The 19476-nt window shown below is 62.1% G+C and carries 16 protein-coding genes; 10 read left to right on the top strand and 6 right to left on the bottom strand.

Annotated elements, in window-relative coordinates; all coding sequences use genetic code 11:
- Window positions 1-189: 189 nt before the first annotated feature.
- From IEY38_RS09670 to IEY38_RS09645, 6 genes are all read left to right on the top strand, one after another.
- Window positions 190-1878 carry a sodium:phosphate symporter gene (locus tag IEY38_RS09670; protein WP_188977320.1) on the top strand — a complete coding sequence of 563 codons (1689 nt, stop codon included), beginning with the start codon at window positions 190-192 and terminating at the stop codon, window positions 1876-1878.
- A gap of 97 nt (window positions 1879-1975) precedes the next feature.
- Window positions 1976-2677 carry an ABC transporter ATP-binding protein gene (locus IEY38_RS09665; protein WP_188977318.1) on the top strand — a complete coding sequence of 234 codons (702 nt, stop codon included), beginning with the start codon at window positions 1976-1978 and terminating at the stop codon, window positions 2675-2677.
- 7 nt (window positions 2678-2684) lie between these two features.
- Window positions 2685-5750, top strand: coding sequence for an ABC transporter permease (locus tag IEY38_RS09660; protein ID WP_188977316.1), 3066 nt, complete (start codon window positions 2685-2687; stop codon window positions 5748-5750).
- An 89-nt stretch (window positions 5751-5839) separates the two neighbouring features.
- Window positions 5840-6115 carry a hypothetical protein gene (locus IEY38_RS09655; RefSeq protein WP_188977314.1) on the top strand — a complete coding sequence of 92 codons (276 nt, stop codon included), beginning with the start codon at window positions 5840-5842 and terminating at the stop codon, window positions 6113-6115.
- Entirely contained in the window at window positions 6115-7209 is a 1095-nt protein-coding gene (locus tag IEY38_RS09650) for a DUF4350 domain-containing protein (RefSeq protein WP_188977312.1), read from the top strand. The genes IEY38_RS09655 and IEY38_RS09650 overlap by 1 nt, the downstream gene beginning before the upstream one ends.
- The gene (locus IEY38_RS09645; protein ID WP_188977310.1) at window positions 7202-8212 is read left to right on the top strand and encodes an AAA family ATPase; all 1011 of its coding nucleotides are present in this window, start codon (window positions 7202-7204) and stop codon (window positions 8210-8212) included. The genes IEY38_RS09650 and IEY38_RS09645 overlap by 8 nt, the downstream gene beginning before the upstream one ends.
- A gap of 14 nt (window positions 8213-8226) precedes the next feature.
- On the opposite strand, the gene IEY38_RS09640 is transcribed toward IEY38_RS09645, so the two are convergent.
- Genes IEY38_RS09640 through IEY38_RS09630 form a run of 3 tightly spaced genes read right to left on the bottom strand, consistent with a single transcriptional unit; the run spans window position 8227 to window position 11125 of the window.
- Entirely contained in the window at window positions 8227-9183 is a 957-nt protein-coding gene (locus IEY38_RS09640; protein ID WP_188977308.1) for a hypothetical protein, read from the bottom strand.
- Window positions 9180-9683, bottom strand: a complete 504-nt coding sequence (locus IEY38_RS09635) for a hypothetical protein (RefSeq protein ID WP_188977306.1) — start codon at window positions 9681-9683, stop codon at window positions 9180-9182. Before IEY38_RS09635 ends, IEY38_RS09640 begins: the two co-directional genes overlap by 4 nt.
- Window positions 9680-11125 (bottom strand): DUF58 domain-containing protein, encoded by a 1446-nt coding sequence (locus tag IEY38_RS09630; protein WP_188977304.1) that lies wholly within the window; start codon window positions 11123-11125, stop codon window positions 9680-9682. Before IEY38_RS09630 ends, IEY38_RS09635 begins: the two co-directional genes overlap by 4 nt.
- 281 nt (window positions 11126-11406) lie before the next feature.
- Between IEY38_RS09630 and IEY38_RS09625 the strand changes: the two genes are divergently transcribed.
- Window positions 11407-12330: a thrombospondin type 3 repeat-containing protein gene (locus IEY38_RS09625; RefSeq protein ID WP_229775260.1), complete on the top strand. Its 924-nt coding sequence runs from the start codon at window positions 11407-11409 to the stop codon at window positions 12328-12330.
- A 28-nt stretch (window positions 12331-12358) separates the two neighbouring features.
- Here IEY38_RS09625 and IEY38_RS09620 read toward each other — a convergent pair whose 3' ends face one another.
- Window positions 12359-13573 (bottom strand): glycosyltransferase family 2 protein, encoded by a 1215-nt coding sequence (locus tag IEY38_RS09620; RefSeq protein WP_188977302.1) that lies wholly within the window; start codon window positions 13571-13573, stop codon window positions 12359-12361.
- Window positions 13574-14469: 896 nt separating this feature from the next.
- Here IEY38_RS09620 and IEY38_RS09615 point away from each other — a divergent pair.
- The 3 genes from IEY38_RS09615 to IEY38_RS09605 all read left to right on the top strand — a co-directional run bounded on the left by IEY38_RS09615 (window position 14470) and on the right by IEY38_RS09605 (window position 16832).
- Window positions 14470-14670, top strand: coding sequence for a hypothetical protein (locus tag IEY38_RS09615; protein ID WP_188977300.1), 201 nt, complete (start codon window positions 14470-14472; stop codon window positions 14668-14670).
- 72 nt (window positions 14671-14742) lie between these two features.
- Window positions 14743-15576, top strand: coding sequence for an inositol monophosphatase family protein (locus tag IEY38_RS09610; protein ID WP_188977298.1), 834 nt, complete (start codon window positions 14743-14745; stop codon window positions 15574-15576).
- 107 nt (window positions 15577-15683) lie between these two features.
- Window positions 15684-16832: a DUF63 family protein gene (locus IEY38_RS09605; RefSeq protein ID WP_188977296.1), complete on the top strand. Its 1149-nt coding sequence runs from the start codon at window positions 15684-15686 to the stop codon at window positions 16830-16832.
- Window positions 16833-16880: 48 nt separating this feature from the next.
- Here IEY38_RS09605 and IEY38_RS09600 read toward each other — a convergent pair whose 3' ends face one another.
- Window positions 16881-18590, bottom strand: a complete 1710-nt coding sequence (locus tag IEY38_RS09600; RefSeq protein WP_188977294.1) for a YcaO-like family protein — start codon at window positions 18588-18590, stop codon at window positions 16881-16883.
- Between the two features lie 31 nt (window positions 18591-18621).
- Entirely contained in the window at window positions 18622-19440 is an 819-nt protein-coding gene (tbsP, locus tag IEY38_RS09595) for a transcriptional regulator TbsP (RefSeq protein ID WP_188977292.1), read from the bottom strand.
- Between the last annotated feature and the right edge of the window lie 36 nt (window positions 19441-19476).

The raw sequence follows: 19476 nt of genomic DNA, 5'->3' as shown, positions 1-19476 counted from the left end.
GCTGGTCGCTCCTTATAATATAAAATTTCTTACATAGAAGCTGGGGCCAGCCGCTTCTGTCCACCGGGTCGAACGAGTTTCTGGAGGGGGCTAGCGGTAGCTGTCTCCAGATGACCGGCTGTAACGGCGGTCGGATCGCCCGTCGAAATGCGGTAACTATCTTACACCCACCCGCTGTAGGACCCGCCAATGAGTGACGGCCGGAAGGGGCGAGTGCTGCTCATCGTAGCTGTGCTGGCCGTGGCAGTCGCGGCCCGACTGACGACGCTCCACTGGACGCCGCTGCCCTCGACGCTAGACGGATTCGGATACGTCGCCCTGGCCAGGGACACGCTTCGGACCGGAACGTTTCCCCTCGCGCGGTTCCGCGCGGACAACATCGTATTTACCGCTGTTCTGACAGTCGTCGGCGCACTTACCGGTGAGCGGCCGCTGTACATCGCCCAGCCGGTCGTCGCGGTGACCGGTGCGGCGTCCTGTCTGACGGCGATGGCGCTGGTCAAGCGCCTCGCACAGTCGAGTCGCTGGCATCACTCGCGGACAACGCTGGCGATGGGCGTGGTCGGGATGGGGCTCGCGGTGGAGGGAATCTATCTCCGGCGGACTGGACAGACGGACGAGGAGGCACTGGCGTTTCTCTTGCTTCCGCTGTTTGCGATTGCCGTCCATCGGTTGCTCACGACGGAGCGATACCGGCGTCGATGGGGCGCAGTTGTGGTCGTCCTGTTCGCTGCCTTCCCGCTCCTACATACGTTCAGCTCGCTCATCGCTGGACTGGTACTGACGGGAGTGCTAGCCGCCCATCTCGCCAGGATTCCGTCGCGCCGTGACGCCGTTACTGCGCTCGCCGTCGTCGCGGGCTTCTGGGTGTACATGTGGGGGTATTACCGGATCGCGGAGCAGTCCCAGTTGGTGGTTCCCTACGTCGACCGCATCAGCGCGTATCCGGGACTGTTCCTGGCCTGGCTCGTCGTGCTGGTGGCGACGCTGGTCTGGTTTCAGCGGACGAGCGCTCGTCTGCAGCGGGTGACCATCGGCGGCGCGGTCGGCCTCTGGTTCCTGACGCTCGGCGCGAACGCGTTGCAGACCGTCTTCCCCGGGACACAGACCACGCCAGCGGGGCTTCTGGTGCTCGTCGCGGCCTTCGCCGTCCCGGTGGTGTTTGCGGTCGTCGGACTCCCACGTGCGAGCCGCGACCGTCGACGGATCGGTCCAGTCGTGCTGGCGCTGCTGCTGGCACCGATTGTCATCGTGTACTTCTCGCTGACCGCCTCGCTGACGCCGGAGTACTACGGGACGGCGCTCCGCGGGCAGACGTTCGTTCATCTACCCGTGTTCGTGCTCGCTGGCCTCGGCCTCGTGTCGGTCGCCTACCAGCGGTCGCCGTCGCCGGATGGTGGGCTTGGAACGCCGAGGACGCGCAGCCACCGACTCGCAACAGTCCTGACAGTCGTCGTCGTAGTGGCCGCGGTTGCGACGATGCCCATCGCGTTCGTCAACCTCGATACGCTGGCGTTCCCGACCGGCGCGACCGAATCGCAGTTCGCGGCCGCGACGTTCACCGCGGACCACGTCGACGAGCAGTGGGCGTCTGACCACCCGTTCAGCCGTATTGTCGACCTGTACTATCCGGGTTCAGCCAACGGAACGTACCAGCCGACGGCCCGATGGCTCGGTGGTGGTTCGGAACCCAACTGCCCGACGCTCTCGCGGTCGTCGTGGGGAACCACCGGAGCACACCTATTCCCGGCAGGAAGCGAGAAGACCACGCCCGCGGCGCTGGAGGAATGGCGCTACGAGAACGACGTGGTGTATGACACGCGCGGCCTCGACTCGGTGTACCTCGTTCGGCCCGGCGGGAATCGAACGAGTTGCTGACGAGGTGCTGAGCGGACCCGGTTCGATAGTCCCCACCTTCATCTATCCCGGGTATGTAACCGTGGCATACAATACGGGGCCGGCAGAAAGGCCGACAATGACTGACCCCGTCCTCGTCGGCTCGGAGCTGTGTGTCACACGACGGGGCACCAAGATTCTCGACGGCGTCTCACTCACGGTCGGGTCCGACGCGGCGATGCTCGTTCAGGGCCCTAGCGGGGCCGGCAAATCGACGCTGTTCAACGTCCTTGGACTGCTAGAACCACCGTCTAGCGGTCGGCTGGAGGTTGACGGCCGGGACGCGAGTACCCTGTCCGAACGCCAGCGCGCTCGCCTGCGGCGGACAACGCTCGGGTTCGTCTTTCAGGACTTCCAGCTCATCGGCGACCTGACGGCCCGCGAGAACGCGTCGCTCCCGCAGGAGCACGCGGGCGACCGCGACCCGGGCTGGCTGGACACGCTGTTCGAACGGCTGGGCATCGCCGGGCTCGAACACCAGTACCCCGCGACGCTGAGTGGGGGTGAGAAACAGCGCGTCGCCATCGCACGGGCGCTCGCGAACCGCCCCGAAATCGTCCTCGCCGACGAACCGACCGGGCAGCTAGACCCGGACACTGCCGAGTCGGTGCTGAACCTCCTGTTCAGCATGAAGGAGTCGACGGAAACCGCCCTCGTCGTCATCAGCCACGACCCGCAACTGGCACAGCGGTTCGACGAACGGCTGTTCATCCGTGGCGGCACGCTCGTCTCCGATGCCGCCTCGACGCCAGACGCAAGCCCGTCCACGGAGACGAACTAACGAACCGATGGGATACAGAAACGCCCTCCTGTTTCGTTGGTCCAGACGGGACCGGCTCACCGTCGTCGTCGTCGCCGTGACGGCCGCGTTTCTCATCGGCACAGTCCTGCTGTTGTTCACTGCGGTCACGTACTCGGAAACGTTCGCCGAACCCCTTGCGAACTCCGGGACGGTCACCTATCACGACGCGGAGAACGGCCTACCAGAAACCGGTGAAGATGTCACCGTGCTCCCGACAGCGACGGCGACCACAGACGGGACCGACGTTCGTCTCGTCGGTATTCCACCCGATACTCCCAGGGTGCTCATCGAAGGGTCGGCTCAGTGGCAGGAGGGGCGATTACCGACGATTCCGGACGGCGTTGATGGCCGGGGGCCGGTCTCCCAGCAGCGGACGCGAACGGTCAGCGGGTCGAACGGCACCGTCTCGCTCACCGTCGTGCCACAGGAGCGGGGAACGACGTTCCTCTCGAATCAGTGGTATGCGACGAACGCCTCGACCGCTCAACGGGTCGGCGTCACCGGCTACTTCGTCATCGACCACAGCCCGAGCGGAACCGGGCTGGGGAGTCTGCCCAGCGAGGGAGCACCGCTGGTCAGCGCGCTCCTGTACGTCCTCGGCGGCTTGGAGCAGGTGCTCTGGGCGCTTGGCATCGCCGCGGCCGCCGGCGGATTGCTGGTCCTCATCGTCGTCTACAACGTCACGCGGATGAGCGTCCGCGACCGCCTCGACGCGATCCGGGTCATCCGCTCGACCGGCGCGTCGGGGTGGCGCGTGGGACTACTGTTTACGCTCCGCGCTGGTCTCCTCGTCACGACCGGTGTCGTGCTGGGCTACGCCGTCGGACTCATTCTGATCAAGGCGCTTGTCAACGTCGCCATTTACGTCGGCCTGCCTATTGCGCTCGACGTCACCGTCACGGGCCAGAGCGCAACCGTCGTCGGTGGCGTCGCCGGAATCTTCGTCTTGATGGGGCTGGTCGCCGGCGCGCTCGCGGCCTATCCGGCGGCGACTCGCCCGCCGGCATCCCTCGGAAACCGTCATACTCTGTCTGGCCAGTCCGGACAGTCGACGCTCGCGAGAGTCCGAAACTGGGTCTCCCCGACGTTCCTGTCGTGGCGCTCGGTCGTCCCGACGGCGGCGACGCTGACCGTCTTCGGCATCACGTTCCTGCTCGTCGTCTCACTGGCCGGCCTCGCGTCCCCGCTCGGCGGCGGGGCGGGTGGCTCCGGGACCATCACCGAAGCCGGCGCGCCCCACCCGCTGAACAGCCGCCTCGACGCTGAGTACGCCGCAGCCCTGCGGGCCGACGGGACACCGGCTAGCCCGGAGATAATCTACGCTCAGGTTTCGGACGGCCAGCCGTACATGGCTCACGGGGCGGAGTACGACGCGTTCGCGAACGTCACCGGGGCCACGCTGGTCGAAGGCAAGCGGCCACAGCGACACGACGAGGCCGTCATCGGGAGCGACCTCGCGCGGACGCTCGATGTCGAGATCGGTGACGAACTGACCGTCAGCGGGAGCGTCAAGCCCGGGTTCCGCCGGGTCACCGTCGTCGGGCGGTACGACGCCCCAAGAACGCTCGATGACCTGCTCATTCTCCCGCTTGACTCCGCGGCCGATCTGGCGACCGGGCAAGGACAGGTCCATATGATCCGCGTGAAAGGGTCGGTATCAGGGATTGACGATGCCGACGGTGTCACGGCCAACCGGTCGGGCGCTGTCGTGACGGGGCTATCGGGTCCGAGGCGCGTCACGAAAGGTGACACAGTCAACCTCACCGTCGCCGTCCGAAACGTCGGCAACGAGCGTGCAGACCGGGAAGTCACCGTCCGGTATCGCGGCGACCAGCGGACGATGACGGTGGCTGTCCCGCCGGGACAGGAGCGGACTGGCACTGTCTCATTTCCCGCGTCGGAGCTTGGGACCACAAACGCAACCGCCGGGGAGTACACTCATTCAGTGACCGTCGTCTCGCCGAACGCAATCGAGATTCCGAGCCAGTTGCCGTCACAGGCCCCGCCCGGATCGGGGCTCTCCGTCCCTGTCGTCACGAAAACTGGCGAGCGCGTTTCGAACGCCACCGTCACGGTGAACGGGCCGTCGCTCAGAACCGGATCGAGCGGTGTCGCCGTCGTTCCCCTGCCACGCGAGCCCGGGAACTACACGATAACAGCTCGTTCGGGTGACCAGACGGCGACACACGCCATCCAGATCGTTCGGGGTACCGAGCGGGAACTGTACGGGGAGTTGTCGATCTCGCCGTCTTCGGGGTCGGTCCTGACGACGCCAACCCTCAGGATCGGACTCGCAAACCCCTGGCAGGAACCTATCACCCGCGACGTGCGCGTCGTCGGTCCCGGTGTCTCCAGGAACCGGACCGTCTATATGCCGCCGGGGAACGTCACGCAAACGCGGTTCTCTCCGGATGGCGGACGAGGCCAGCCCGGAACGTACACCTATCGAGTGACAGCCAACGGGACCACCCTCACCACGGCGGACTACGAGGTGACTGGTGATCGCCGGCTGGCATCTGCGGTGGCAAGCAGCGGGTCGTACGCGTCCGGAACGCCGATCGAGCGCTCCGTCGAGGGTGTGTTCGGAAACGTCCAGTTGATTCTGGGCGTCCTTGTCGTCCTCTCGGCGCTGAGTACTGTCGGAAGTACCACGGCGACGTTCGCACAGGGAGTCCACGCGCGTCGGCAGGCGATCGGTATCCACCGCTCGACCGGTGCGACGCAGTGGCGGGTTTTACGGACGATCCTGGCCGACATCGCTCGTATCGCGATTCCGGCGACTGGGCTCGCGCTCGGCCTGTCGGTCGCCGCGTTACAACTGCTGGAGCGGGCTGGCTGGCTGGTCTTCTTCGGCTTCCGGCTCTCCGCGCGGACGCCGCCGGCGATCCTCGCAGCGATATTCCTCGGCGGCGTCTCGCTTGCCCTATTCGGTGCCCTCGTCGCAACGGTTCCCTATCTGACGGCCTCGCCGGTTTCGTTGCTCCCGAGTGGTGACCGAACGCGGACGCCCGATGCCGAGTCGGTCGACGAGAGACAGCCTAGCGACGACTGAGCCGAACTGCTAGGGTAGCCGTTACCTCGTGGCTCAGTCAGCAGCCGTCGGTCGGAACTTTGACTGTCTCCCGACAAGAACGCCGTAGCATGGCGACCCGACAGCGCCAGCAGTTCATCTACGGGCATCTCACGTGGGTGCTTGGTACCATCCTCGTGTTGACCCTCCTGGATGCGCTGACGCTGGAGCTGTTTTTCGTTGTCTCGCTGATCGGGTTTCTCGTTACTGTCGAACTGGTTGCACCGCAGGCCGTGTCGCCGCGCTGGCGACGGCGGCTCTGGTGGCTCATCGGACTCGGTCTGGTGGGCTTTGCCTATGTGGTCATCAAACGGATCCTCGAGATTCTACCGCCGGGGCTGGTCTGATGGCGCTGACACCGCTCTCTGAGGACTCCCGGTTGCCGTCGCTCACTCTCCCGCAGCTCCTGCTGGCCGCCTACACCGTCCTCACGGTCATCGCACTCGTCTACGCCGCGAGTACGTCCTCGGCGGCGTTCGGTGCGTACAACTCCCAGTGGGATGGGGCAGGTGAACTCCAAGGCGTCGTAGCTGATGCCGGTGCAAACGTGACTGTCGGAACGAACGTGAGTCAGTATCCGACGAGTGGCGCGGACGGCACCGTTGCGGTCGTTCTCTCGCCGGCAGAGCCGTACTCGTCGAGCGAGCGCACACGGATTGCGGAGTTCGTCCGGGGCGGCGGGACACTCGTCGTCGCCGAGGATTACCACCCACACGGAAATGAGCTGCTCGCTGCTGTCGGTGCAGACGCACGCTTCGACGGCCGCCCGGTGTACGACAACCGGAACTACTACCGTAACTCTTCGCTCCCGGAAGCGACGCCTGCCGGCGACTATCCGGAGACGACCGGCGTCGATACTGTCGTCCTCAACTACGGGACGACTGTCAGAGCCGGCAACGCGACGACACTCGTCAACACCTCCGAGTATGCCTACCTCGACAGCAACGGGAACGCCAACCTTGACGGTGAGGAGCAGTTAGCGTCTCGACCCGTCGTCACGAGCGAATCGGTCGGCGACGGTCGAGTTATCGCCGTCAGTGATCCGAGTATCTTCGTGAACGCGATGCTCGAACGTGGTGACAACCGACGGTTCGTCCAGAACATCGTCGCCAATCACGACACGGCCCTACTGGATTATTCACGCGCCAGCAGTGTTCCGCCAGTGGCCGCTGCCGTCCTCGCCGTGCAGCGGTCGGACGCGCTGTTGCTGTTCTGTGGCGTCGTGCTGGTCGGGACGCTGCTCGCGTACGACCGCCGTCTCGACGATCGACTCCGAGAGCGACTCCGGGAACATAGAGGCCGCAAGCCGGACCCGCATCTCTCCCGGGATGGCGTTGAGAAGTATCTTAGGGCCCGTCATCCAGATTGGGGAACCGCACAGGTAGAGCGAGTAACGGAAGCCATTATTAAACAGCGGTCCGAACGTCAACGCAATGACTGATCCGTCGGTGCTGTACGACCGTCTCAAGGAGGAGACGGAGACCGTTCTTATCGGTAACGAGCAGGTCCTTCGCCACATTACTGTCGCCATGCTTACACGCGGTCATGTGCTTCTGGAGGGAGTCCCCGGTGTCGCGAAAACGACGATTGCCACGCTCGTCGCCAACGCGACGGATCTCGAGCACTCTCGGGTCCAGATGACGCCCGACCTCCTCCCTGCGGATATCACCGGAACGACGGTGTACCACCAGCAAAACGGCGAGTTCGAACTGCAGAAAGGCCCAGTGTTTACGAATCTGGTCATCGCCGACGAGATCAACCGCGCCCCGCCGAAAACACAGAGTGCACTCCTCGAAGCGATGCAGGAGGAGCAGGTTTCCATTGAAGGAACGACACTCGAACTCCCGACGCCGTTTACCGTCGTTGCGACGATGAACCCCTTGGAGATGGAGGGGACATTCAAACTCCCGGAGGCCCAGCGCGACCGGTTCCAGATGAAACTCGTCACTGAGATTCCCAACTCCGAGGAGGAGCGTGCCATCCTCGACCAGTTCGACACGAACCCGACGCTTGACGCGGACTCTATCTCGCAGGTTATCTCCCGGAAGGAACTTCTAGACGCCCGGTCGGTGGTCCCTGAGACACACATCGAAGACAGCATCAAGGAGTACATTCTCGCCATCGTGGGCGCGACGCGGGACCATCGAAACGTCGTTCACGGGGCCTCACCCCGGGCGACAATCGCCCTGCAGAATACGGCCAAAGCAGTCGCTCGTCTGAACGGCCGGGAGTACGTCATTCCGGACGATGTCAAGGAGATGGCGCTCCCGGTGTTGCGGCATCGTCTCATTATGAACAGCGATGCCGAACTAAGCCAGATCGGTCCCGAGGCGGTTATCGAAGAAATCCTCCAGTCGATTTCGCCGCCCGGGTCCGACACCGACCACAGTACGGGTGTCGAGAAAGCGGTTGGTGATGGCGGGACGAAACGGGAATTCGAGTAGCGACCGGACTGACGTCAGCTGTTTTCCGGGGCTGGTGTCGTCTCTCGTTCTCGGGCCGCTACGCCATCGGACTGCGCCGATGGTTGTTCGAGTGTATCCCACGAAACGGTCACGACACCGCTGAAGCGGTCGTCGTCGCGCGTATCGACAGTGACAGGTCGGTCAAGGCCCGTGGCAAACCCTACCGCAAGCAGGGACACCACTGGGTGATCTAGTTGGTGAATGTCGCCGAACGCAGGATTGTCGATAGCAATAGAAGCGGTTCGGTTCTCGTCATCGATTTCGATTGTCGTGTCCTCGACGAGTTCGAACTGCTCGGACAGGGCTGCAGTCAGTTGTGTTGCTATTGCATCGGGGTCGCTACCGAATTCGCCCGACATCGTTTGCTCGAACTCGGTGTACAGACGATCTCCAGTCGGGGGAAGCGATATGCCCTGCTCCGCCTCGGCACCGCTCGTAACGAACAGTTCTCCCAACTGCTCTGGATCCGGAACCGCGTACTCGACGTGCTGGGGGACGAACAGACGCGCATTCGTCTCTGGACGGGATGCCATCGGGACATACACCGTCTCGGTCTGGAGTTCCAGTTCGCTGACGAGGTGCTGTTCGACATCGGCCAGCGTGTCGAACACCGTGTCACTGACTGACGCCGAGACGAACCGCTCGGGAGTGAGATAGAACGTGACGATGCCGGCGAACACACCGGTTCCAGCGAACGCGACGAAGATGGTCTGCAGGGCTGGAAAGAGGAACGCCGCTATGAGTGAGAGTCCACCGACCGCAAAGAAGCCCACTGCGGTCCGTCTGAACGTTGCCCGCTTCGCATGCGCGTAGGAGTCGCGCAACCGGCGGTTCTCCTCCCGTAACACTTCCATCTCCGCTTCGAGTGTCTGGCGGTCCCGCACAATATCCGTCTGTTGGGTGCTGTCATCACCTGATACATCCGGTCGCGTAGGTTCGGGTTGGCTCATAGGAAATCACGATCCGAAGCTGTGTCTTCAGTCACGATGTCGAGTTCTATCAGCAGATAGCGATGGAAGAGATAGCCGACGATGGCAATACCGATGACCAGGGCGGACCCGGCTCTGAGGGGGCCCACGTTCCAGCGCCAGAGCGACAGCCAGGCGAGACTGCCGAGCAGTGGAACGACAAGTGCGACGAGGCTGCCGGCGACTCGGCTGTCGGGCGTCTCGATAGTTACCGAAAGCAATGCAAGGAACAGGCCGCCTTCGACAAGGACGAGCGGTAGCAGTGATGGTGTATCGACTGTGACGAGTGCTATCTGTCCAAGCACGACCGCGAGAACGGGTGTTCCGGACAGGTAGAGACCGCCGAGGACAACACCGACGAAACCAAGCCATACCGGCCCGCCCCAGACGAGTCCACCTGTGGCTACGACGATGCCCAGCAGGCCGAGCACGGTGGGCAGTGATCGGAGCGAGCGTACCCTCGTTTCCAGTGTGACGCTCATGCGTACTTCCTCTGTTCTGTGCTCGCTGGGCTACCGGACAGAATAGCCGAGATCTGGTCTGGGGACCCAACCTCGTAGGCTGTCACCGAGTCGATCTCGTTCAGTTCGCGCCGGAACTGGTCGAAGGCTCGATACCGTTCGTATGCGGTATCGAGATCAGTGAGCAGATCCGTGTCGAAGGCTACCGATGGAGCGATAAACACGACAACCTCCGTTGCGTTGCGTCTCGCCAGTCCAACTGTGTTCCGTAGTTCACTCGGGTTGCTGTCGTCGGTACAGATGACCAGCAGATCCGCGTTGCGTATCTCGTGTGGTGCCGCCTGCAACCCGTTGTACAGCGGTTGGTTGGGAAGCTGTCGTTTTGATCCGGCGGTGTCCCGATACGCGAGCAGCGTCGCTTCCATCGGTGATTGCGTGTCGGCCGTCGGGGACATCGTCCCTGCCATCCGTCCGGTGGAAGCCGTTGTTGCGGTGGCTGTTACCGTCGTTTCAGCTTCGGTATCGATGTCGTTGATCCGATGCTGGCACGATCTGTAGGCCTCGGTTCTCGCTGCCGGGATTCCGGTTTCCGTTACGCCTGCGTCGTCGATAGTCACGTACCCTAACGGATCGCGGGTCGTTTCGGCGCGCTGCCGGAACGCCGCGGCGACCGCTTTGAGGTGTTCCAGCTTCGTTTCGCCAGGTACACCGTCGCCCAGCGTCTGACGGTGATTGAGGACGAGGACTACGCTACGGTTACCCTCGGCTTCGTAGTTGCGGACGTGCGCCTCGTCTAGTCTGGCAGTCGCCTTCCAGTCGACATACTTCAGTGCGTCGCCCGGGACGTACTTCCGGATTTCCTCGGCTGACAGGCCGCCGGTTCGCCCGCGGGCATCATGCTCGCCGACACCGCGTAGCAACTGTTTCCCGCTCTGGCCAACGTGAATCGGGCCGACCGACGGGGACTCGACTGCTATTTCCGGTCCAGGAGCCGTTGTGAACGACTGAGCAAACAACCCGGTGCCGTCACTGACCGTCACTGTGGCTCCGGGAACGGTGTAGATGCCAACAGTTTCCCAGGTGAGCGGGAGTGTCACTGATGACGACTGCATCGACGCACCGAGAGTGATATCCGGAGAGGGGCCCGCTTCCATCTGCGCTGTGAGTGGAATCCGTGCTTCGATGGAAAGCGGCAGATGATCGCCGGCAGCGTCAACCGATGCATCAAGTGTGTACTTCGCTTCGGCACCGGTCCGTATTCGGGACCGGTCGAGCGACTGGCTAACCGTGAGTTCGTCTTCGAGCCGTGAAACGCCACGAACGAACGCAAGCTGCATTGCGAGCAGCCAGCCTGCGAGCCCGACAGCTCCGACGACTAACAGGGGCGCATCGAGCAGCCCACCACCTACGACGAGGCTCCCGATAGCAGTGAGTGTGAGCCAGAACCGCCGGGTAACACGCATTAGCTCCTGTTACTGAATCGAGCCCATTGAAGATACCGACAGACTCGCTGAATACTCCAGATGTAGGTCTGTACCCGATATCGAAATCGATACTGATATTCGGAGAATCAGTTACTTAATCTCCAATCGAAAACATTGGCGTATAGATGTCTCAAAGCTCTACTATATTCCGATTTTTGGGTATCTGTCTGAATGCGGTTTTTGGAATCAGTCTTAATACTGAGGCTAAAGATCAAGATGACGCTGCCGGTTCAAGTCCCCGCTGGTTCCATAACGTGTCGATGGTTCGCTTCGGTGCTATTGTCCTCGTCACGGTACTTCTGGCGGGTGTTGTGTTTCCGGTCGCTGGAATGTCTCCACAGGTGAACACCGCTAGTGGTGGTGGAGCCGATACACCGAATGTACAGCAGGCACAGGCCGATGCGAACGCCACTGATACAGATGGAGACGGCCTGTCGGATTCGCTAGAGCGGTCCGTTTACGGCACTGACCCGACCGACGCGGACACGGATGGCGACGGCTATCCGGACGGCATGGAAGTCCGCTGTGAGCAAGCTATCCCGGATGCAGACCCGCTGCGAACGGACATCTACGTTGAAGTCGATTCCACACAGGCAACGACGCTCAGCGATCCGGTTCGGACATCTATTGTCGAGACTTTTGAGAATGCACCCGTTTCGAACCCCGACGACTCCACCGGGATCGATATCCATCTCGTCACGGACGATACGAACCTCTCAGCCAACGGAACAGTCCACTCGAAATCCCGTGCTGGTGTCGGGAACGACATCTACGACTTCCGGGCCAACCATTCCGAGTACCGTTCTGAGGGCTACTACTACGTCCTGCTAACCGATGACGTCGCATACAACGGTGATGACTACTTCGTCGGTGCAGGCCGACCTGAAATCGCGGCAATGGAGCGGTTCGATTCGACGAAGATCACCGCGTCGCTGTTCATGCATGAATTCGGGCACGCGATGGGGCTCGACGCCCATCAAGATGGTATCGACGAGGAGCGCTACTCCCGGACAGAATACGATAGCGTGATGAACTACAACGGGCTGTACAGACAGCTCACCTATTCGAACGGCACCGACAGCGTGGGTCGAAACGAGTGGCAGTTCGTCGCCGAGAACCGAACACAGCCCGACATCGAATGCGTCGAGAACGGAACGTGCTCTAGCAGATGTACGCAGAACTGACTAATCCCGTTAAAACGACAGTCAACGGTTAGCTGCTGTCTGCTAGCATACTCATGAAGAACGACCCGAACACTGTCTGTAGCCCCAGCACCACGACTGTCGAGGCCAGAAGGGTCGCCGTGGCTGACGGCAACGCCGCTTCCCCGGCAAGCAGCCACTGTCCGAACACGCTCCCCAGGTACAGAATCCCGGCTGCAGCCGCGAGAATGCCGATCGACGCGCCGTGTTCCAGTTGGAACTGCTCCCGTATTATGCCGACGAGTACACCGTCGGGCTTGTTTATCGGGTTCGCAGCAATGGAACTGAACAGCGCGAGCGTCCAGACCTGATACCCGACGATTGCTAGCAACGATCCGCCGACCATGGTCTGTATGCCGAAGTTGACGCCACCGATCGACAGCCGAGCGATTGACAGCGACATCAACACTGCCCCGACCGAGACGAGCAACAGAGCCGGATACGAGAACAGGTAGTCCGGCGCGTTCACGAGCATGAATCGGACGTGTCGCCAGCCGTCACTGAAACTATCGAGCGTTTCCTCGCCTTCCCGCTCGTGGTAGATAATCGGGACTTCCTCGATGGTGAGGTTGTTCGCACCGGCCTCCATGATCATCTCGCTGGCGAACTCCATCCCGGTCGTCTCTAGCTCTAGCGTTTCGAGCGCGTCTTTGGTGAACACACGGAAGCCGCTGTGTGCATCGCTTACACCGGCCCCGTAGAACGTGTTCAGGAACCGCGTCAACAGTGGATTGCCGACGTATTTGTGCAGTGGCGGCATTGACCCGTCCCGGATCTCGCCCTCCAGTCGGCTTCCCATACAGATGTCCGCGTCGCCGTTCTGGACCGGTTCGAGAAGCTGGGGAATCATCTCGAAATCGTACGTCGTGTCGGCATCGCCCATCGCTATGTACTCTCCCCGTGCCTTGTCGAACGCGTAGCGATACGCATAGCCATAGCCCGGTTCATCAGGTGTCACGACTGTCGCACCACGCTCGCGAGCTAACTCCGGAGTCGTGTCGGTCGAACTGTCGCTCACGATGATCTCAGTCGGCACACGTAACTCCGAGATAGCTGTCTTGATCCGATCAATACATTCTACGATTCCTTTCTCCTCGTTGAGGGTGGGCATCACGACGCTCAAAACCGGCGTGACTTCGCTCTCTGGCGTGACGAGAAACTCGTCTACAGTCTTCGTGATCCCCTGTTGACCCGCTTGATTTGCCTGATTTGCTTGTATCGTCATTCCCGTACCTCGGCTATAGCTGGTGCGTCTGGTAGCATGCACTCTCCACTCCCCTGGTCGGCTTTCGATGAATACGGCTAGTAGGCCCCATTTTATCTAATCTCAATGGTTAATTTCTGACAGGTACCGCACGGCTCCCACACAGGCTGTCATGTCAAAGCAGCGTATAATAAAGTTGTCGGGTGGAATAACCCATCATTAATAATAAGGGTTGGCATGAGAAATCCCGTTTTCCGCTGATTGTACACAATTTCTTCGGTCCATGACCCTCGTGTAGCGTACCATCTATCAATAAAGCACATTATTCACGCACTAATGTACGTTGTGAAGCAGACATCTATCAGACTAGTAGACTATGTCTCCTGCGGGTTTCACCGTATATATTTCAAGCAAGGTGATAAGACGGGCGCTGACAACAGGAAGCCACGTCTGCGAATGTCGAACGACACTGGGAAACTACTACGAGAGGCACTGGGCAGCGGCCCGGAACTTATCTGTAATCGGGAAACTGCGGTAGTTCGAGTAGACGAGTTTCGGGTACAGTCACTTGATTCCATGCGCCGGTCGGTGGCTTTGGCGTCATGGTTGCTGAGCGTCTTATGCTGGGCGGCGAAGCCGGCTCCGTATCTCGCCACCAACAGCATGTATCCGCGGCAGTCGATCCTCCGATGCACTGATCAGCGTTGCCACGCTTAACCCAAGGACGTAGACAACTCCCAAAAATGCGATAACTGAGATGTCCTTGCTGAACCGAAGTGCCCCACGTATCGATGCCATATATGTACATATCTGGGCTGAGTATAAGCCGTTGTGGCCCAATTATTAATATTTGTAACTGGCTGGCCGTTGTTGTCCAGAGCCGTAGATTTAAGCCGCCCTATGTGCTAAACAATAACATGGCCACAGATCAGTCCGAGGGGGCCAGCCTGCACGTGCCACCGCTGGAGAATACAGCGTTTTTCTCCATTGAGGACGATGACGGCTACGTCCGTATTGAACAGTCACTGGGGAACCAGATCCTGTACACGCCCAATGAGGCGCGGGACATCGCCGAAGCCATTCTCGACGCTGTTGATGAGGCTGTCGAAGAAGAGTAACTCCTCGCTGGCGGTCGGCCCTGTTTTGCTGGAAGGCGAGACGGTTTGAACGCGGGCGGTCCACCGTTAGGTATGACAGATGCAAGCCATCGGGCGGCGGTCGCCGAGCGAGCGGCCCGCGCTGGCGGTATCGTGGCCCGGGAGCAGTTCCGGGGCGATCTCAGCGTCGAGTCGAAGGCCAACAAAAACGACCTCGTCACGGAGACGGACCGTGACGCCCAGCGGCAAGTCGTTGCTACTGTTCTGGAGGAGTTCCCCGGCGACCGGTTCCTCTGTGAGGAAGACCTTTCCACGCGGGCCAGGCCGGAGGCCGATTACGACCCTGAAGCAGTCGATAGCATCCCAGACAGCGGCTCTGTGTGGGTAATCGATCCGATCGATGGAACGGCGAACTACGTCCGTGGGATGCGTCTGTGGGGGACGGTCGTCAGCGCAGTTGTCGACGGCGAGCCGGTCGCATCGGTGACCTATCTCCCCTCGTATGGCGACCTTTACGCGGCCGGCCCAGAAAGTGTGACGCGAGACGGGACTCAACTTTCGGTAAGTGGACGAACCGACCCGGAGACGTTCGCCGTGGCTCCCGTCGGCTGGTGGGACCGCGATGACAGGGACGAGTTTGGTCGGTTGTGCAGCGCCGTCGGCGACCGTTTCGGTGACATCCGGCGCCTGGGCTCGTTCCAGGCAACGCTGGCGCACGTTGCCGACGGGGCGCTCGAAGGACTCGTCTGCACGCGCCCGATGGCACCCTGGGATACGCTCGCTGGCGTCCATATGATCCGACAGGCCGGCGGCACGGTCACTGACCTCGATGGCGAGCCCTGGACCCACGACAGCGATTCCGTCGTCGCCTCCAACGGCGAGGCACATGAGGCCTTCGTGGCGGCCGGCAACGAAGCGCTCAGGTAGGACTGAGCGTACTTTCGCTCAGCAGTTCGGCACCACTGGGCCACGGACTTCCGCACCACGCACACGGGACCGGAACGCTAAAACCGCCTGCCACCGGTCACTCGGCCATGGAAACGCTCGAGCGAGCCGTCGATGAGTACGGGCCCGGCCAGCTCTGGGTGGGCTCTTTCGTTGCCGTCCTCCTCGTCGCTGTCGGAGCCGTTGTGGCCGCTCCACAGGCCGTCTGGGATCGGTTCCTCTGGCAATACTTCTGGGGGCCAGTGTACGCGGACGCCAAGTCGGCCAGCTGTGCCGAGATGACTGCGTCCGGGCCACAACCGGTGTACGAGGGCTGTAAAGCGGCTATACAGGAGGGACGGCTCATCGCAGAACCGGGGTACACTATCGTCTCAGAGATCGGCTACATGCTGATTCTGGTGTACATGCTCGTCGGTGTCTACTTCCTCCTCGAGCGGCTGGACATCGCCGAAGACCCGAAGCTCTACTTCGCGTTCGTCCCGTTCATGCTGCTCGGCGGCGCGTTGCGGACTGTCGAGGACGCGACCGACCGCGCGGTCGACGCCGGAGTCACACCCATCGTCGAGTACCCGCTGAGTTCGCTCATCATCAGTCCCGTCATCTACGGGACGGTGTTCCTGCTGACGCTGCTCGTCCTCGTCGCCTGCGTGGATCTCGAACGCCGGGGAATCATCGACAGCTACTACCGGGTGACCGGCGCTATCGGCGGAGCGTTCGTCGCCGTGACGCTCCTGTATCTGACGTTTGTCGCCCTCACCCGCGAGTACGCGACACTGTACCCGTCAGTCCTCATCACGACCGTCGGACTGGCGTCGGCACTGTCGTACGGTCTGTACCGTCTATTTGAGTCCTACCGACCGGCACTGAACGACGGAACTGGCTATATCGGCTCGCTCGTCATCTGGGGCCACGCCATCGACGGCGTCGCGAACGTCCTGCTGGCCGATTGGCTCGACACGCTCAACGTCCCGCTGACGTACTACCCGAAACACCCGGCTAACAGGTTCGTCATCGAGGCCACCGAGGCGCTCCAGCCAGCGGGAATAACAGCCGCTATCGGTACGTCATGGCCGTTCCTGGTCGTCAAGCTCGCCGTCGCTTCGCTGGTCGTCTCGCTGTTCAATCAGGAGTTCATCGACGAAAGCCCGCGGTACGCGCTTCTGTTGCTCATCGCCGTTACCGCAGTCGGCCTCGGGCCGGGCATGCGGGATATGCTGCGGGCGACGTTCGGTATCTGAACACCCGGCTATCCGGTATCTGCCTCCCCCCTCACTGCATCGCTGTTTCTACGGGAATGGATGATGCTCCCGTTCGAGTCGCGGCTCGAAGCCCATATCGGCCGGCACGGCTTCGGCCCGCTCGCCGAAGAACGAATCACCGAAGAACAGCGGCTGTGCCGACGGACAGACGACACGGACCGCCTCGAACCCGAGTTGTTCGAGGTCGCGCGTCGTCAGCCGCGTCCCGTACGGCGCGAGCCCTGCGTCAGCCGCCCGGTCACACAACGTCTCTAGCTCTTCCTCGCCGGAGAGGGCTGCGTCGGGGCCGAGCGAGTCCAGCGGGACCGCCGTCTCTGCCTCCGTCAAGTCGGCCGCCTTGCCCGGAGACTTGGCATAGCGGCCGATAGCGCCCTGTGCGTCCATGGCCGCCTCCGGACCCATATTGTCGAGTTCCATCCAGTTCTGGAGCGCCTCCTCCAGCGCGCCAACGGCGGCGGAACCAGGGTCCAGATCCGCGTCAGTCCCGAGCGCAAAGCGCGGCCACTCGTCCTGTTCCAGTGCGACAGTGATGACTGGCACGTCAACATCCTGTGTCAGCAACAGCGCTGTCACGTCGAGGCCCTCAGATGTTGCGCGCCGCCGAAGCGTGTCGTACTGCTCGTGGTCATCGACAGCCACCCGGAGCGGCTCGAACATCGAGTACCACGACAGCATCGCGGCGTCGCGCTCGATGACCTCGTACAGCCCGGTCAGCAACGCCTCCGTGACGGTGTTTCCCAGCCCGAGCCCGGTCGTCGTTGCCGGTCTGACGGCGTTCGACGGCGGCGGATAGTGGACGGTCTCGGCGGGCAGCGACCGACGTTCGTCGGTCAGCAGGTTCTCGGCCGGGACCCAGGGGAGTGCCGTCGATTCGTCCCACTCGGCCTCGTCTCTGACGAACGCATCGGGTGTGACGGCATCCGGAACATCGGCAACTGTCCCGTACTGCAGATTTCCTTCTCGGTAGACGCCGGCTGCATATCGCTCGTAGTTCTCGCCCAGCGCCTTCATGAATGCTGTGTCCCAGTCGATGGCGACACCCGCGGCCTTGGCGGCGGCAGACACGTCGCTGAACCCGGCGGTGTCAGCCAGCGTCGACAGATAGTACGGGGCCGGGAACGATTCGACTTCGCCGACCTCCGTAGCGATGCCGACTCGGTCGTCAAGGCCCAGTTCCGCCCGTGACAGCGCCTCGCTGTCATGGGCCGTCTGTCGACCGTCACCGAGGGCGTGGCTCTGTGTCCCGCCACAATCACAGCCCGGGACGGGGAGGAATCGCCGCTGGGTGTGTGGGAGTTCCGTGACAGTCCCGAAGAGGGCAGCGTCGCCGTCGAGAAACTGGGCTACCAGCCGACCGGCCAGCGACCCCGCGAACCGCTGTGTGGCTGCCGGCGGGGCCGCTGTGGCTTCCTCGGTGTCATCGACCGTCGCCTCGACCCGAGTCCGAAGGCAGTCGAAACAGCCCGTCTCGGGTCCGAATCCGCTGATCGCGGCGTCAGTCACTGGAACGCCACCGACGCCACCCAGTTCGACGGCGACCCACGGAATTGCATCGTCTTTCGCCCGGTCGTTCCACGCCGCAAACGTCTCCGAACCGACGGTATCGACGACAATGATGAGGTCGCCACTGCTCTCCGCCGGTGTCGAGGGCTGTGCCACTGAAACGTCGATATTAGCGAGAAACGCGACAAGTGCATCGACGGCCGGTCCACGCCCGACGACTTCGACAGTTCGCATGCCGAAGCCCTCGTGGTGAAGGGGGAAAAACCTACGCGGCGAGGATAGACTGGGCGACGGAGGCCAGTTCGTCCGGGTCGGCATCTTTGAGCCGGTCGTCGCCGAGCATCAGGCGGAGTCGTGGTCGACCCACATCAATCGGGACCTTCTCGGTGTCGATGAGGTTCATGTCTTCGAGCTTCGTCTTCGTCCGCGAGAACGTCGCCTTGCTCGCCAGCCCGACATCTTCGCCCCACTTGCTGATGTCGTACAGTAGTTCGCCGTTCCGTGCGGCCACGAGCAGGCTGATGGTGACCTCATCGAGGCCGTCGCCGTCGCCGCGGGCCGTCGACAGTGAGTTCAGAACGTCGTTGAAGTCCGACGCGGTTTCCGGGCCGATGTCGGATTCCAGCGTGCTCTGGACGCGGTTGAGCGGCGGCGTCCGGAGCGAGTACTCGTCGGCGTCTTCCCACGCCGAGTCGTAGTAGTCGTAGGCGTTGTCCACGAACTCTCCGTCGTCGGTCCCGAGACCGCCGACCGTATCGCTGATCGTGACGAGCGCGTACACCGTATCGACGGTTACCGCGACCGAGTGGTTCGGTACGTCGTCGAGCAGCCGCATCGTGAGCCGCCCCTCGTCGATGAGGTCGGCTGCGGTGCTCGCAACGAGAAAGTCGTCCATGACGTCTTTCAGTGCCCGTTCGTCGGCCAGCAGCCGAACTTCGGGAGCGCCCGAATCTGCGTCTAGTGTCGATACAAGCTCAGAGGTGGTCTGCCGCGACGGGTTCACGACGTACACCGGCTCGTCGGTTGCCCCAAACACCGTGGTCAACATAGACCCGACGTCGTCTTGCAGGAGATTTTCGGTCATTGTCCCTTGCCAGTATATAGTGTACTGTTATATTTA

Origin of the sequence: Haloarcula sebkhae (assembly GCF_014647415.1) — an archaeon.
Classification (GTDB): Archaea; Halobacteriota; Halobacteria; order Halobacteriales; family Haloarculaceae; genus Haloarcula; species Haloarcula sebkhae.
The sequence above is the reverse complement of the archived record's forward strand: the minus strand, read 5'-3'. Positions and strand labels throughout refer to the sequence as shown.

Excerpts from the sequence above, each read along its gene's own strand:
- IEY38_RS09665 (WP_188977318.1), top strand. The coding sequence starts at position 1,976 with ATGACTGACCCCGTCCTCGTCGGCTCGGAGCTGTGTGTCACACGACGG.
- IEY38_RS09650 (WP_188977312.1), top strand. The coding sequence starts at position 6,115 with ATGGCGCTGACACCGCTCTCTGAGGACTCCCGGTTGCCGTCGCTCACT.
- IEY38_RS09660 (WP_188977316.1), top strand. The coding sequence starts at position 2,685 with ATGGGATACAGAAACGCCCTCCTGTTTCGTTGGTCCAGACGGGACCGG.
- IEY38_RS09620 (WP_188977302.1), bottom strand. The coding sequence starts at position 13,573 with ATGACGATACAAGCAAATCAGGCAAATCAAGCGGGTCAACAGGGGATC.
- IEY38_RS09600 (WP_188977294.1), bottom strand. The coding sequence starts at position 18,590 with ATGCGAACTGTCGAAGTCGTCGGGCGTGGACCGGCCGTCGATGCACTT.
- IEY38_RS09645 (WP_188977310.1), top strand. The coding sequence starts at position 7,202 with ATGACTGATCCGTCGGTGCTGTACGACCGTCTCAAGGAGGAGACGGAG.
- IEY38_RS09615 (WP_188977300.1), top strand. The coding sequence starts at position 14,470 with ATGGCCACAGATCAGTCCGAGGGGGCCAGCCTGCACGTGCCACCGCTG.
- IEY38_RS09635 (WP_188977306.1), bottom strand. The coding sequence starts at position 9,683 with ATGAGCGTCACACTGGAAACGAGGGTACGCTCGCTCCGATCACTGCCC.
- tbsP (WP_188977292.1), bottom strand. The coding sequence starts at position 19,440 with ATGACCGAAAATCTCCTGCAAGACGACGTCGGGTCTATGTTGACCACG.
- IEY38_RS09610 (WP_188977298.1), top strand. The coding sequence starts at position 14,743 with ATGACAGATGCAAGCCATCGGGCGGCGGTCGCCGAGCGAGCGGCCCGC.
- IEY38_RS09640 (WP_188977308.1), bottom strand. The coding sequence starts at position 9,183 with ATGAGCCAACCCGAACCTACGCGACCGGATGTATCAGGTGATGACAGC.
- IEY38_RS09655 (WP_188977314.1), top strand. The coding sequence starts at position 5,840 with ATGGCGACCCGACAGCGCCAGCAGTTCATCTACGGGCATCTCACGTGG.
- IEY38_RS09670 (WP_188977320.1), top strand. The coding sequence starts at position 190 with ATGAGTGACGGCCGGAAGGGGCGAGTGCTGCTCATCGTAGCTGTGCTG.
- IEY38_RS09625 (WP_229775260.1), top strand. The coding sequence starts at position 11,407 with ATGGTTCGCTTCGGTGCTATTGTCCTCGTCACGGTACTTCTGGCGGGT.
- IEY38_RS09630 (WP_188977304.1), bottom strand. The coding sequence starts at position 11,125 with ATGCGTGTTACCCGGCGGTTCTGGCTCACACTCACTGCTATCGGGAGC.
- IEY38_RS09605 (WP_188977296.1), top strand. The coding sequence starts at position 15,684 with ATGGAAACGCTCGAGCGAGCCGTCGATGAGTACGGGCCCGGCCAGCTC.